The following is a 14,476-nucleotide window of genomic DNA, read 5'->3' as shown; positions in this document are numbered from 1 at the left end:
TTCGGGAAGGTTCACTCGCTCTGCTCTTCCATGTGTCTGCGGCGCAGCTGTCCGCACGCCCCGTCGATGTCCCTTCCCATCTCACGACGGATTGTGACGTTGACGCCGCCTTTTTCCAGACGCTTCTGGAACGCTGCAATCGCGGCATGGTTGGACTGTACAAAATCCCGCTCCTTGATCGGGTTGACCGGAATCAGGTTGACATGACTGCCCAGCGGCGCTGCCAGACCGATCAGCTCTTCCGCGTCCTCTTTTGTATCGTTGACGCCGCCGACCAGACTATATTCAAAGGTCAGCCTCCGTCCGGTTTTGTCCGCATAATTGCGGCAGGCGTCCATCAGCTCCTTCATTCCGTATTTGTTAGCGATGGGCATCAGCCTGCGGCGCTTTTCATCTGTCGTCGCATGCAGGGAAAGCGCCAGCGTGATCTGAAGCTTTTCCTCCGCCAGCTCATACATTTTCGGCACAATTCCGCAGGTCGAAACCGTCACATTGCGCTGGCTGATATTTAAACCGTTTTCATCCGTCAGCATCCGTAAAAATACGAGCAGATTGTCGTAATTATCCAACGGTTCCCCGCTTCCCATCACGACGACATTACTTACCCTCTCCCCGGTCAGCTTCTGAATCCGGTAAATCTGATCCAGCATTTCCGCAGGCGTCAGTCCCCGTTCCAGACCGTCCAGCGTAGACGCGCAAAAGCGGCAGCCCATCCGGCAGCCAACCTGAGAGGAAATACAAACTGAATTGCCATGCTTATACTGCATCCACACACTCTCCACCAGATTTCCGTCCGGCAGCGCGAATAAAAATTTCTTTGTCCCGTCAATCGCAGAGGTCTGCTCACGCACTACCCTGAGGGTTGTCAACGGATATTCTTCCTTTAACCGGTTTCGAAGCGCCGCCGAAAGATTCGTCATTTCGTCATAATCTCCCGCCAGCTTGACATGCATCCAGTCGTACAGCTGTTTTGCCCGAAACGGTTTTTCGGAAAGCTCTGTCATTTTTTCTTTCAGTAAATCAAGCGGCAGGGACTTTAAATCCCTGCTTTCTCTGTTTTCCATCATCTATTTCTTCCTTCTCAGTCTTGCCATAAAAAATCCGTCGGTGTCCCACTCGCCCAAAAACAGCTGCAAAAATCCTGCTTTTGTCTGTTGGCTGTGGAGACATTCCGGCAAAAATGGGTCGATGCTCTCTGCTTCAAACGGATACTTTTCGGTCACGTACCGCACCATCTCTTCGTTTTCTGACACATCCAGGGTACATGTCGAATACAGCAAAATACCGCCCGGCTTTACATACTGCCAGCATGCATCCACGATCTTTTTCTGCAAAGTGACAAGTGCTGCCAGATCTTCTTTCGTTACCCGATAACGGATTTCTTTTTTTCTGCCGATTACGCCAAGCCCGGAGCACGGAACATCCAGAAGCACCACATCCGCGCTTTCTTTATACTGCTCCATAAAAACTGACGCATCCCAGACATTGACCGAAACGTTGCTGCACTTCATCCGGTCAGTATTTTCCAGAATCAGCGCAGCCTTTCTTTCGGAAACATCTCCGCAGATCACCTTCCCGCTGCCCGCCTTTCTTGCTGCAAGCGTTGTTTTTCCGCCCGGCGCGCTGCAAAGATCCATGACCGTCATTCCACCTGAAATTCCTGCTGCCTCCACCGCGAGCATGCTGCTGACGTCCTGCGCATAAAACAGCCCTTCTGCAAAGCCCGGCAGATGACCGATGCCCTCACAGCCTTCCAGATTCCACGCATCTGCATACAACTGGTGCTTCTGCACCGTCACGCCTGCTACTTCGATCGCTGCGATTTCCTGTGCCTTTTCTTCTTCCGTCAGACGGCTGTCCAGACGGATCGTCAACGGACGCCCTTTTTTCAGTCTCTCCAACATAGGCTCCGTCTTTTCTTCTCCATACTGCGCTTCCCAGAGAGAAATCATCCACTCCGGCACGCTGTAGCGCACCGAAAGTGCCTGCACAGGGTTCTTTTGAAGTTCCTGCCAAAACGCACTCTCCGAATTCAAAATTTCTTCTTTGTTCCGTGTAATTGTACGCAGTACACCGTTTACAAAACCGGACAGCCGCTCAAAGCCCTTTTTCTTTGCCAGACGCACGGCTTCGTTGCATGCCGCAGAATCCGGCACGGTGTCCATATACAAAATTTGATAGACCGACAGGCGCAGCAGACTGCGGATCAGCGGTTTCATTTTGTTCGTCGGCGTTTTGGAATACGCGTTGATGACATAGTCCAGCGTCAGGAGACTTTCCAGCGTTCCTTCCGTCAGACGTTTTAAAAACGCTTTTTCCCGTGGATCTTCGTAGTCGTATTTATTTAAGGTATCCCGGATCAGGCTGCTGCCGAAGTTTTTGGTCTTCTCCATCTCCACAAACAAAAGCAGCGCTGTTTCTCTTGTATCCATTTTCTGTTCTCCATGTTCAGGGCGCGGTGCCCGCTGTTTCAGGCTGCTGTTTCGCTTTTTCTTTTTCGGCTGCGCAGCGTCTCTTTTCCGGCATTTCGCACGTTTCAGACTGCGCTGTGTCTGTTCTCCGGCGTTTCACACGTTTCAGGCTGTGCAGCGTCTCTTCTCCGGCGTTTCACACGTTTCAGGCTGCACGGTCAGTCCCTGCGGTCGTCCCGCCTGGACAGCATCACCAGCCGCAGCAGGTTCAACAGCGCCGCCGCTGCTGCCGCAACATAGGTCATTGCAGCCGCCCGAAGCACTCTGTAGCTTCCCTCTGCTTCGTTTTCCGATAAAATTCCGTATTCTGTTAAAAATCCCATCGCCCTGTGACTTGCATCGAATTCAACCGGAAGCGTCACGATCTGGAACAGCACCGCTGCCAAAAAGACCCAGATACCAATCTGCATCAGCAGCTCGTTGGAGCCCAAGAACAGCCCCAGGACGAAAATCGGCAAACCGAATTTCGAGCCGAAATTTGCAGCCGGAACGAGGGCCGAACGGAATTTTAACGGTGCATAGCCCTTGGCGTCCTGTACCGCGTGGCCGCACTCGTGCGCTGCAACTCCCACCGCTGCAACACTCGTCGCATTGTAGGTCGCATCTGACAGACGCAGTACCTTGGAGGACGGATCATAATGATCTGTTAAGTTGCCGCTGATATGCTCAATCCGCACATTCGTCAGACCGTTCCGGTATAAAATCCGCTCCGCAGCCTCTGCTCCGGTCATGCCGCAGCTGCTTCTGACGCGGCTGTAACGTTTAAACGTGCTGTTGACCTGGGCGCTCGCGATCATCGAAAGCACCGCGCCCAGAATTACAAGAAGATACGTCACATCATAGTAATAATATCCCATGTATGCCAAAACGCTCATCCAAGCACCTCTCCTTCCTCTACCTTACAGCCCAGCAAAAAGTCGTGGACCTTCATGCGCTTTTTGCCTTCCAGCTGGACTTCATGCAGGCACAGTACGCCATCGCCGGTCTGGACAAAGATTTCATTCTTCGTCACCCTGGCAATACTGCCGGGCATAGAGTAAGCGGCAATGCCTTCTTCCTCCACAGGCTTTGCCTGCCAGATTTTCAGCATTTTCCCTTTACAGGAAGTGTATGCACCCGGCCAGGAATACAGTCCACGCACCTGTCTGTCGATGGAAAGTGCGCTCTGGTTCCAGTCAATTTGTCCCATCGCCTTGGTCAGAAGCTTTGCGTAGCAGCTTTTGGAATCATCCTGCTTTGTCGCAGTCAATGTGCCCGCTTCCAGCTTTTGAAGCGTTTCCACAATCAGCTCTGCGCCTACTTTGGACAGCTTTTCTTCCAGCGAAAGGTCGGTATCGGTGTCCTCAATTACAACTTCCGACTGTGTCAGGATGTCACCGGTATCAATTCCTGCGTCCATCTGCATGATCGTCACGCCGCTCTTTTTCTGTCCGTCCATAATTACACGATTGATCGGTGATGCCCCGCGATAGGCGGGAAGCAGAGAGGCATGAATGCACAGGCTTCCATAATGGGGCAGATCCAGGATCTCCTGTGATAAAATCTGTCCGAATGCTGCTACCACATAAACATCCGCTTCATACTGCCTGAGACGCTCGATTTCCTCTGCTCTCTTAATCTTAATCGGCTGCAGCACCGGAATATCATGCTGCAGCGCGCATTCCTTAACCGGGGACATCTGCAGTTTTCCACTGCGCCCCTTCGGCTTGTCCGGCTGTGTCACAACCGCCGTTACCGTATGTCCTGCCGCAAGCAGTGCTTCCAGCGGAGCGACTGCAAAATCCGGCGTTCCCATATATACTATCTTCATCTTGTCCTCCATTCTGCAGGCGCCTGGCACCGTGGAAATTACAATTCAAACCTGCTGATTGGCTTCTGCATTGCATTCCAGGCTGCGCTGTACTGCCCTTATTCTTCGTCGAGTACCTCTGTCCCGTCCATTTGTTCGTAATATTCTTCGGTATCCATCAGCTGTCCTTCTACCTTGGACACATACAGCTCACCGTCCAGATGATCTGTTTCATGGCAGATTGCACGCGCCAAAAGCTCGGTTGCTTCGATTTCATACGCTTCCATGTTTTCGTTAAACGCAATCGCCTTGACGTAATTGGGTCTTGTCACTGTGCCTGTCTTGCCGGGAACAGAAAGACAGCCCTCACCGCCGGTCTGCTCGCCGGATGTTTCGATAATTCTGGGATTGATCATGACAATCGGATCTTCTCCGGTCGTATCAATTACGACGATTCTCTTTAAAATGCCGACCTGGGGCGCTGCAAGTCCGACGCCGTTTGCCTCGTACATCGTATCAAACATGTCATCGATCAGCTCCTGAATGCGGGGCGTCATCTCCTTGACCTCTTTGCATTTTTTATTCAGGACGGGATCTCCGATCGTTCTGATATTGCGAATTGCCATTCTTTTGTTCCTCTCTTTCTGATGTTCTGTCTTACGCTCTGTTATCAGTTTGCTGTTCTTTCTTGCTTTGCAGGCAGCATCTGTCTGCTGATGATTTTCTAGAAGCTGTGCACCGGATCGAAATCGAACTGACACAGCGCTTTCTGTCGCTGCGGCAGGCTGCGCATCTGCTCGATTCCGTCCTTTAATTCTACCAGCTTTTCGTAGTCATGGTTTTTTAAATAAATACCATAGCGGTAAACGTCGTTGATTTTGCCAATCAGTGCCGGTGCGGGACCGATCACAATCGTATCGGGCAGGGCAACGCTGGCGGCGTTGTGTGTCGCGGCGGGTGTTGGTATTTGCACAGTGCCTGACATTTGCTGTGTAAACTGCCGCGACTGCGTTACCTGTCGCGACTGAGTTACCTGTCGTACGTAGCTCGCTGCCTCCTGTGCGTCTGCAAGCGCCTCTTCCTGCTTTTTGGAATAAAACTGCACCGCAAGGATGTGAGACGCAGGCGGATAGGAAAGCAGCTGCCGATACGTCAGCTCTTCTTTATAAAATCCCTCATAATCCTGCCGTGCAGCATACTGAATGCTATAATGATCCGGCTGGTAAGTCTGAATCACAACCTCACCTGGACGGCTTCCGCGTCCGGCACGCCCCGCCGCCTGCGTCAGCAGCTGAAACGTCCGTTCTCCGGCACGGTAGTCGCTCATGGACAGCGACAGATCCGCCGCCAGCACGCCGACCAGCGTCACCGCCGGGAAATCATGCCCTTTGACGATCATCTGCGTACCGACCAGGATATCCGCATCCCCTCTGGCAAACGCCGCCAGAATCTTTTCATAGCTTTCCCGTGTGCGGGTCGTATCCGCGTCCATACGCAGCACTCGTGCCTGCGGAAACATTTTATGAAGCTGTTCTTCCATCGCTTCCGTTCCCGCCCGAAAGCCCAGTATATATTTCGAACCACAGGACGGACAGAGCTTCACGGCAGGCTGCTCATACCCGCAATAATGGCAGACCAGCCTTCCGCCCCTGTGCTCCGAAAGGGAAACGTCGCAGTGCGGGCATTTGCATACATAACCGCAGGCACGGCACGAGACAAATCCTGCATAACCGCGCCGGTTCAAAAACAGCATCGACTGCTCTTTCCTCGCCAGACGATCCCTTAATTTTTCCTGCAGGCTCACCGAAAAAATCGACCGGTTGCCATTTCGCAGCTCTTCGCGAAGATCTGCGATCTCCACTCTGGGAAGGCTTCCGCCGGTCAGCCGCTTCGTCAGTTTATAAAAATGATAGTCACCATTCTGAGCACGGCTATAAGCTTCCAGCGAAGGCGTTGCGGAACCCAGCACCAGCGTTGCATCGGAAAGCTCAGCGAGCTTCTGAGCCGTCTCCCGCGCATGATATTTCGGGCTCGTTTCGCTTTTATAGCTCAGCTCATGTTCCTCGTCCATCAGGATCATCCCGAGGTTTGGAAACGGCACAAACAGTGCCGACCTTGGACCGATGATAACATCCAGCTCTCCTCGCTCTGCCCGCCTGCACTGATCCTGTTTTTCCCCGGCGCTGAGCGTCGAGTTCATCACGGAAACCCGGTCGCCGAAGCGTGCCGTAAACCGCTGCACCGTCTGATAGGTCAGCGCGATTTCCGGGATCAGCACGATGGACTGTCGTCCTCTTTTTATCATGCCCTCAATGAGCGCCAGATAAACCTCTGTTTTTCCGCTGCCCGTAATACCGTGGATCAGGCTCGGCCTGCGGTCATTTTGGTCAAAAGCGTTTAAAATTCCATTTACCGCCCCTTGCTGTTCCTCCGAAAGCGTCTTTTTTTCCGTTTCTTCGCCCATTCTCCGGATTGGGTTACGGTATGCTACAGAAGCATGTACTTTTAAAACGCCGTCGGATTCCAGCTTGCTGATTACAGACGACGGAACTTTTAACCTTTTGGTCGCTGCCTCCCACGAAATCGTCTGGTTCGCCATAAGCTCCTGTAACAGTCGGAGCCTCGCTGTCTGATGCTTTCTTTCCATCTGCGCAGCCAGCTCCTGCGTTTGTGCATCCTGTAACAGCAGCTCAATGCTTTTTCGCTCTTTTTCCCCGACGGTCGCCCTCGCAGGCAAAACGGTTTTCAGAGCCTGTATCATCGTAGAACCGTACTGCTGCTTCATCCACGCCGCCAGCACGATCAACCGCTGTGACGGCTCCTTTGTTCCCGGAAGCACAGAATCGATCTCTTTCATCCGTTCCCGCGGGAACTCCGAATGATCCGTCACCTCGATCACATAGCCGGTGCGCAGCGCATTTCCTGCGCCAAACGGGATTTTTACCCGCACGCCGGGTGTCACGCTGTCTGCCAGGCGCTCCGGAATCCGGTAGCCGAAGGGCCGATCCACTTTTTCATGGGAGATATCCACGATCACCTTCGCAAATTCTTTTTTCAAAAAGAAATTCCTCTTTCTTTTAAGATATCCGCAATCAAATCTCTTTCATCCATCGGATATTTCACACCCTTAATTTCCTGATAATCCTCGTGTCCCTTACCGGCGAGCACAATGATGTCGCCGGGCTGTCCGTGGTCGATCGCATAGGCAATGGCTTCTTTGCGGTCCGGGATGGAAATATAGACGCCATCTGTCTTTTTCATGCCTGTAATAATGTCTTCGATAATCGCCTCCGGCTCTTCAAAACGCGGGTTGTCGGACGTGATGATCGTAAAGTCCGCAAGATTTCCGGACACCTCTCCCATCTCAAACCGGCGCTCCCGGGAACGGTTGCCCCCACAGCCGAACACACAGACCAGCCTTCCGTGCTCGTACTCTTTTAACGTCGTCAGCAGGCTCTTCAACGCCATCGCATTGTGGGCATAATCGATCATCAGGGTAAACGCATTCGAAACCTTGACCATTTCGATACGTCCTTTGACCCTTGCTGCCAGAAGTGCCTTACAGATATCCGCTTCCGATACCTTAAAATGTCTGCAGATCGCAATCGCAGTCAGCGCATTGTATACCGAAAATCTTCCCGGCATCGCGATTTCTGCATGGAAATTCATCAATCCGGTCACATCAAAGGCGATGCCGAGATGTCCCTGCCTGTTTGTAAACTGCAGGTTCTGTGCGCGCAGGTCTGCTTTTTTAGACATGCCGTAGGTTTCCAGACTGCAGGTGTGCTCCTTTGTAACAAGCTGCCAGTGCACATCGTCAACGTTTGCAATCCCGACGCGGCACTGTTGAAACAGCAGACTCTTACAATGGGCATATTCTTCAAAGCTCCCATGCTCGTTCGGTCCGATATGATCCGGCTCCAGATTTGTAAAAATACCGAAATCGAATACAAAGCCCTGGGTCCGGTGGAGCATCAGCGCCTGAGAGGAAACCTCCATTACAACGGTATCGCAGCCAGACTCCACCATTTTGGCAAAATATTCCTGCAAAAGATAGGATTCCGGCGTCGTATTGACCGCGTGGATATGTGTGTCTCCGATGATAATTTCAATGGTTCCGACCAGCCCTACCTTCCGTCCCGCATTTTCCAGGATGGATTTTACCAGATAAGTGGTCGTCGTCTTGCCCTTCGTTCCGGTGATGCCAATCGTCGTCAGCTTTTTCGCCGGATGGTCAAACCACGCCGCAGATACGAACGCGAGGGCATAGCGGGTATCCTCCACCCGGATCAGAGTCGTTTCCGTGTGTTCCGGAAGCTCTACTTCCTTGGATACGATAATCGCAGCCGCTTTTTTCTCTGCTGCCTCTGCGGCAGCCTGATGTCCGTCAAAATTTGCCCCCTTGATGCAGACAAACAGACAGCCTTCTATAATTTTTCGGGAGTCATACACGACCGCCGTAACTTCTTTTTCCAGATTTCCTCTTTCACAGGTAAAGGTAAGCTCACTCAAAAGCTCTTTCAATGCTTTCATGAAATCGGTCTCCTTTCCGATCCGCTGCAGTTTCGCAGGAACGAACTATTACAATTTACAATCATAGCATATTGGCAGACATCCTGCAATTTAGTAGAGATTTTTCACCTTAAATTCCCGCTCTACCTCGCGGCGCTGATCCTTCTTTGCAATATCCTGCCGCTTGTCGTAGAGCTTTTTGCCGCGGCAGAGACCGATCTCCATCTTCGCGCGCCCGTCTTTAAAATAGACCTGCAGCGGCATGATCGTATAGCCTTTTTCCTTACATTTTCCGGCAAGCTTTAAAATCTCTGCTTTGTGCAGCAGAAGCTTTCTCGTGCGCAGCGGGTCTTTGTTGAACAGATTTCCCTTTTCATAGGGGGAAATATGCATGCCATAAACGTACATTTCGCCGTTGTCTTCCTGTATAAACGCTTCTTTAATGCTGCACTTTCCAAGGCGCAGGCTCTTTACCTCTGTCCCGGCAAGCGCAAGACCGGCTTCCCAGGTTTCCTCTACAAAATAATCGTGATATGCTTTTTTATTGTTCGCGACCAGTTTCTGTGCTGATTTTGCCATCGTTTCCTCTCTTTTCCGCCTCTTCCAGCTCAAAATCCACCGTTCCGGCATACCGATTTGCACCCGTCACCCGAACCGTCACCGTTTCACCCAGCTGATAGGTTTTGCCTGTGTGTTCGCCGACCAGCGCAGAGTTTTCTTCATCGAAGATAAAATAATCGCTGCGCAGGCTCGATACCGGAACCAGTCCTTCTACCGTATTCGGAAGCTCTGCATAAAAGCCCCAGCCCGTCACACCGGAAATGACTGCTTCCATCGTCTCCCCGATATGCTTTTCCATATACTGCGCCTTTTTCATCTTTTCACAGATGCGCTCCGCCTCGTCCGCACGCCGCTCCGTCTCGGACGAATGCTTTGCCACGCCGTTTAAAATGTCCTCGTAATGCTCTTTTCGCTTTTCGTTTAACCGTCCCCGCAGAAACTCCTTGATAATCCGGTGAATTTGCAAATCGGGATATCGCCTGATTGGGGACGTAAAATGGCAATAATGTGTTGCTGCCAGTCCAAAATGTCCGCTGCACTCCGGCGAATAGACCGCGCGCTTCATGCTGCGCAGAATCAGTCTCGACAGCATCGCTTCCTCCGGCGTCCCTTCGATCTGATCCAGGAGCTTTTGCAGCTGCTTCGGATGGACATCTGCCCCGTTTTCCTGACGCTTTCCCTGTTTGCGCCCGATGTGCAGCCGATAACCGAAATTTCCTAAAAATACGGACAACTGCTGCATTTTTTCCGGATCCGGGTTATCGTGTACGCGGTATAAAAACGGTTCTTCCAGCCAGTAAAAATGCTGTGCCACCGTCTCGTTTGCCGCCAGCATAAAATCCTCGATCAGCTTCGTCGCGTCGTTTCGCTCATGCGGGTGAATCGACAGCGGCTCGCCGTTTTCATCCAGTTCGATCTTGCTTTCCGGAAAATCAAAATCCACCGCGCCGCGCTCTTTTCGCTTCTGCCGAAGCACCTTCGAAAGCTTCGCCATCTCTGTAAGCATCGGCGCTTCGTCGCAGTATGCTTCCCAAAGGGCTTCGTCGCCGTCCAGAATTTTTTGCACCTGCGTATAGCTCATGCGCTTGTCCACACGGATCACCGATTCCACAATCTCATAATTGCCGATAGTTCCGCCCTTGTCCACTTCCATCAGGCACGACAGTGCCAGTCGGTCTTCCCCGGCATTTAGCGAGCAGCACCCGTTGGACAGCTCCTTAGGAAGCATGGGAATCACGCGATCCGGCAGATAAACGCTCGTTCCCCGTTCCTTTGCCTCCCAGTCCAGCGCGGAATTTTCCTGCACATAGTCTGCAACGTCCGCAATATGAACACCCAGCAGCCATCTGCCGTCTTTTTCTTCAAGGCTGACTGCATCATCCAGGTCCCGGGCGTCCTCGCCGTCGATCGTCACCATCCGTACCGCCCGGAGATCTCGCCGCATCACGCAATCCGTCTCACTGACCGGCTTGGAGACGCGCTGCGCCTGATTCAATACCTTTTCCGGAAATTCATCCGGAATGCCAAGGGCACGCACAACAGAGAGCATATCGATGCCCGGCTCATCTCTTCTACCCAGCACCTCTATGATCTCGCCCTCCGGACTTTTGCCCTCTTCCCGACTCTCGATATATTCTGCAACGACCTTCGCACCGTCATAGGCATCCTTTTTCTTTTCCCGCGGGATAAAAATATCCGGCAGCTTTTTGTTGTCCGGCACGACAAAGCCAAAGTTTTCACTCGACTGGTACAAACCAACTGCACGCAGGAGCTTCTTTTCTGCGCGCACATACCGTCCGCGCTTGGTCTGCTCTATTTTTCCCTCTTCCAGAAGCTCCTCCAAAATACGTTTTAGCTCGCGCCGGTCTTCCGGTTTTACCTGCATGAAGATTGCGAGCTCCTTTTCTTTCATCGGGACATACTTTTCGTCCTCCACCAGCTCACAGATCAGTCTTTTTCTCTTTTCCAATAAATCTTCCATATATCACCTGTTATAAAATGATGCTCCACTGCAATGCTGCCAAATCGAATCCGGCTCGCCGGATTCGTCGCCTGCGGCGGGTCGCGTAAGCGACATCTTCCGCCCCGCCGCAGTGCGATAAAGTGCTTTTTTAGCTATCAGCTTTGCTGATAGCTAAAAAAGCACCCCGCCGTGCGGAGTGCTTTCGTAACATTCTGTACTTCTTATCCACGATATGCGCTCAGACAATACCGCTTATCAGCCCCAGATTCTGGTGATGTTCAGAATTACTGCAACTACCATGAAGCCGATTGCCAGCCATTTGGTAATTTTAACCAGCAGTCCTTCCATAGAACGACCTTTGTTCTTTCCCCAGTAGGTCTCTGCACCGCCTGCGATGGCACCAAGTCCTGCATCTTTGCCTTCCTGCATCAGTACAAGAACTGTCAGGGCAATACACATCACTATAAAAATCACAGTTAAAATAATTCTCAGAATCTCCATGTTTCCTCACAATCCGCCGTTTTCCGGCTCTCCGTCCACATCTCATCTTTCCCTGCATTGATACCTCTCAATGCGAAACACATTGATTATAACATGAACGCTTCCAGAAAGCAAGATGCGATTCCTAACAATAAAATATTCGCAGAGCGTGCATTCTATGGTATTGCAAATGGCACGTGTAAACCGTGAGCGGAATCTCCATGCCGCTCCGTCAGCCTACAGGACTTTCCAGAGCAACAACAGCAAAAGGATCACCGCCGCCAGTCCGGCAAGATAGGCAAGTCCGATGAGAAGCGCCGCTTTGAGCGCTCCCATCGCATACCAGAAACGTTCTTTTTTATTCAGGGAGGAGTCTTCCCACGGCCGGTCGTTTTTGACCTCCGGAACTTCTCCCTCCCGTCTTTTTTTTCGTCTGGAAAAAGGGGCAAACAGGGACGGCGTTTCTATACCGCTCATGTCCGCGATCACGCGGCCGTCATCCTCTTCTTCCTGCTTATCCGTTCCCATTATTTATCGTAGAGATGGCAGACAACGTAATGTCCGGGTTCCACCTCTTTCTGAACCGGCGCTTCATGCTTGCAGCGCTCCATGCAGTGGGCACAGCGGGTGTGGAACTTACAGCCCTCCGGCGGATTTGCAGGGGAAGGGATCGAGCCTTCCAGCACGATACGGTTCATCTTCGCTTCCGGATCCGGGATCGGAATTGCAGAGAACAGGGCTTCCGTGTAAGGATGCAGCGGATTACGGAAAATATCCTCTGTCGTTCCGTACTCTACCAGATTGCCCAGATACATAACACCGACAGTATCAGAAATATATTCGACTACCGACAGATCATGGGAAATGAACAGGTAGGTCAGGTTGTATTTTTCCTGCAGCTCCTTTAACAGGTTAATGATCTGCGCCTGAATCGATACGTCCAGCGCAGATACCGGCTCGTCACAGACAACAAATTCCGGATTTAAGGCAAGTGCTCTTGCGATACAGATACGCTGTCTCTGTCCGCCGGAGAACTCATGGGGATACCGGTCTTTGTGGAAGGGCTGTAAGCCACAGTTATCCATAACCTGATCGATATAGTCATTTAATTCTGCCTTGGGAACCAGATTGTGCTCCCGAACCGCTTCGCCGATGATCTCGCCGACAGGAAGACGGGGAGAAAGGCTGGAAAACGGATCCTGGAAGATGATCTGCATTTTTGTACGCATCTTTCGCATCTCTTTAGCGGAAAGATCATAAACCTCTTTTCCGTTAAACAGCACCTGTCCGCCGGTCTTTTCCCCGGACAGACGCAGGATGGTGCGTCCGGTGGTCGTCTTGCCGCAGCCGGACTCGCCTACCAGACCCATGGTGGTTCCGCGCTTTAAGTTAAAGGTTACGCCGTCGACAGCCTTGACCTGTCCAACGGTTTTACCGACCATGCCGCCTTTGATGGGAAAATATTTTTTCAGCTGATTGACCATCAGAATATACTGCGGATCATATTCTACCGGCGTGAAATTCTTATCGATTGGCTGCATTTATTTTCCCTCCTTCTTATCGTAATAGCGATAGCAGCTGACCTTGTGTGTCTCGGACAGGCTGATCTCGCAGGGGTATTTTCCATCACATTCCGGACAGCGCATTTCGCAGCGGTCACGGAAATAGCAGTAATCCGGCATGTTGACCGGGTTCGGCACCTTGCCGGGAATAGAATAAAGCTTATCGACCTTTTTGCCGATTACCGGTTTGGAAGCCATCAGACCGATTGTGTAAGGGTGGGAGGGGTTCGCAAAAATCTCCTGTACCGTACCTTTTTCCACAACGCGCCCTGCATACATAACAACAACGTAATCCGCCATCTCTGCGATAACGCCCAGATCGTGGGTGATCAGCATGATAGAGGAATTGATTTTATTTTTCAGGTTGCGCAGAAGATCCAGAATCTGTGCCTGGATCGTTACGTCCAGCGCCGTTGTCGGCTCGTCTGCGATGATGACCTTCGGGTTACAAGCCAGCGCCATTGCGATCATGACACGCTGACGCATACCGCCGGAGAGCTCGTGAGGAAACATCTTGTAAACGCCTTCACTGTTTGCAATGCCCACCATCTCCAAAAGCTCAATGGTACGGGCTTTGATCTCTTCTTTGCTCTTTCCTTCGCCGTCATGCAGCTCGATTACTTCTTCTACCTGTTCCCCGATACGAAAAACCGGATTCAGGGAAGTCATGGGCTCCTGGAAAATCATGGACATATAATTGCCGCGCAGCTTCTGCATCTTCTCCATCGGAGTCTTTGCAATATCATATGCCTTATCGCCCAGGTTTAAGCGGATCTGACCATCCACGATCTGACCCTGGGGACGCTGCAGCAGCTGCATCAGGGATAAGCTGGTTACGGATTTACCGCAGCCGGACTCCCCTACGACGCCGACGGTCTTGCCGACAGGAACCTCAAAGCTTACGCCGTCAACGGATTTTACCGTTCCGACATCTGTAAAGAAATAAGTGTGCAGATTATCAAATTCCACTGCATTTTCCGGATTGTGCATCTGTGTCAGATATTCCTGCTCCGGAACATTTTTACGCTTGTACTGTTTTTCATACTGATCTGTAATCTTACGGTTCTCTCTGGAAATCCTTCTGGATTCTTTCGCGGAGAGATAGCCTTCCGGATGTTTTTTTGCCATAGCTGGTTCT

The 14,476-nt window shown here is 51.6% G+C and carries 13 protein-coding genes; all 13 read right to left on the bottom strand.

Features of this window, described 5'->3' with window-relative positions:
- Positions 1–11: 11 nt before the first annotated feature.
- The 13 genes from rlmN to ACLTOQ_RS03080 all read right to left on the bottom strand — a co-directional run bounded on the left by rlmN (position 12) and on the right by ACLTOQ_RS03080 (position 14,466).
- Complete coding sequence (gene rlmN, locus ACLTOQ_RS03140) at positions 12–1,064, bottom strand: 23S rRNA (adenine(2503)-C(2))-methyltransferase RlmN (RefSeq protein WP_021915816.1); 1,053 nt, start codon at positions 1,062–1,064, stop codon at positions 12–14.
- A gap of 3 nt (positions 1,065–1,067) precedes the next feature.
- The gene (gene rsmB, locus ACLTOQ_RS03135) at positions 1,068–2,432 is read right to left on the bottom strand and encodes a 16S rRNA (cytosine(967)-C(5))-methyltransferase RsmB (RefSeq protein ID WP_412318708.1); all 1,365 of its coding nucleotides are present in this window, start codon (positions 2,430–2,432) and stop codon (positions 1,068–1,070) included.
- 197 nt (positions 2,433–2,629) lie between these two features.
- Positions 2,630–3,337 carry a zinc metallopeptidase gene (locus tag ACLTOQ_RS03130; protein WP_412318761.1) on the bottom strand — a complete coding sequence of 236 codons (708 nt, stop codon included), beginning with the start codon at positions 3,335–3,337 and terminating at the stop codon, positions 2,630–2,632.
- A gap of 5 nt (positions 3,338–3,342) precedes the next feature.
- A complete protein-coding gene (fmt, locus tag ACLTOQ_RS03125; RefSeq protein ID WP_412270168.1) occupies positions 3,343–4,281 on the bottom strand; it encodes a methionyl-tRNA formyltransferase in 939 nt (312 codons plus the stop codon).
- Positions 4,282–4,379: 98 nt separating this feature from the next.
- Entirely contained in the window at positions 4,380–4,886 is a 507-nt protein-coding gene (gene def, locus ACLTOQ_RS03120) for a peptide deformylase (RefSeq protein WP_117960336.1), read from the bottom strand.
- A 98-nt stretch (positions 4,887–4,984) separates the two neighbouring features.
- Positions 4,985–7,318: a primosomal protein N' gene (priA, locus tag ACLTOQ_RS03115; RefSeq protein ID WP_412270170.1), complete on the bottom strand. Its 2,334-nt coding sequence runs from the start codon at positions 7,316–7,318 to the stop codon at positions 4,985–4,987.
- Complete coding sequence (locus ACLTOQ_RS03110; protein ID WP_337622535.1) at positions 7,315–8,793, bottom strand: UDP-N-acetylmuramoyl-L-alanyl-D-glutamate--2,6-diaminopimelate ligase; 1,479 nt, start codon at positions 8,791–8,793, stop codon at positions 7,315–7,317. Before ACLTOQ_RS03110 ends, priA begins: the two co-directional genes overlap by 4 nt.
- 90 nt (positions 8,794–8,883) lie before the next feature.
- A complete protein-coding gene (gene smpB, locus ACLTOQ_RS03105; RefSeq protein ID WP_118762690.1) occupies positions 8,884–9,351 on the bottom strand; it encodes an SsrA-binding protein SmpB in 468 nt (155 codons plus the stop codon).
- Positions 9,314–11,314 (bottom strand): ribonuclease R, encoded by a 2,001-nt coding sequence (gene rnr / locus ACLTOQ_RS03100; RefSeq protein WP_337622534.1) that lies wholly within the window; start codon positions 11,312–11,314, stop codon positions 9,314–9,316. The genes smpB and rnr overlap by 38 nt, the downstream gene beginning before the upstream one ends.
- 237 nt (positions 11,315–11,551) lie before the next feature.
- Positions 11,552–11,797 (bottom strand): preprotein translocase subunit SecG, encoded by a 246-nt coding sequence (gene secG / locus ACLTOQ_RS03095; protein ID WP_117960233.1) that lies wholly within the window; start codon positions 11,795–11,797, stop codon positions 11,552–11,554.
- A gap of 216 nt (positions 11,798–12,013) precedes the next feature.
- Entirely contained in the window at positions 12,014–12,304 is a 291-nt protein-coding gene (locus ACLTOQ_RS03090; RefSeq protein ID WP_412270173.1) for a hypothetical protein, read from the bottom strand.
- On the bottom strand, positions 12,304–13,317 hold the full coding sequence (locus ACLTOQ_RS03085; protein WP_118762693.1) for an ABC transporter ATP-binding protein: 1,014 nt from the start codon (positions 13,315–13,317) through the stop codon (positions 12,304–12,306). Before ACLTOQ_RS03085 ends, ACLTOQ_RS03090 begins: the two co-directional genes overlap by 1 nt.
- Complete coding sequence (locus ACLTOQ_RS03080) at positions 13,318–14,466, bottom strand: ABC transporter ATP-binding protein (RefSeq protein WP_118762694.1); 1,149 nt, start codon at positions 14,464–14,466, stop codon at positions 13,318–13,320. It lies immediately after the preceding gene.
- Between the last annotated feature and the right edge of the window lie 10 nt (positions 14,467–14,476).

This window comes from Gallintestinimicrobium sp. (assembly GCF_046968865.1).
Classification (GTDB): domain Bacteria; phylum Bacillota; class Clostridia; order Lachnospirales; family Lachnospiraceae; genus Gallintestinimicrobium; species Gallintestinimicrobium propionicum.
Note: the sequence above shows the minus strand (reverse complement) of the source record. Positions and strands in the feature narration are given on the sequence as shown.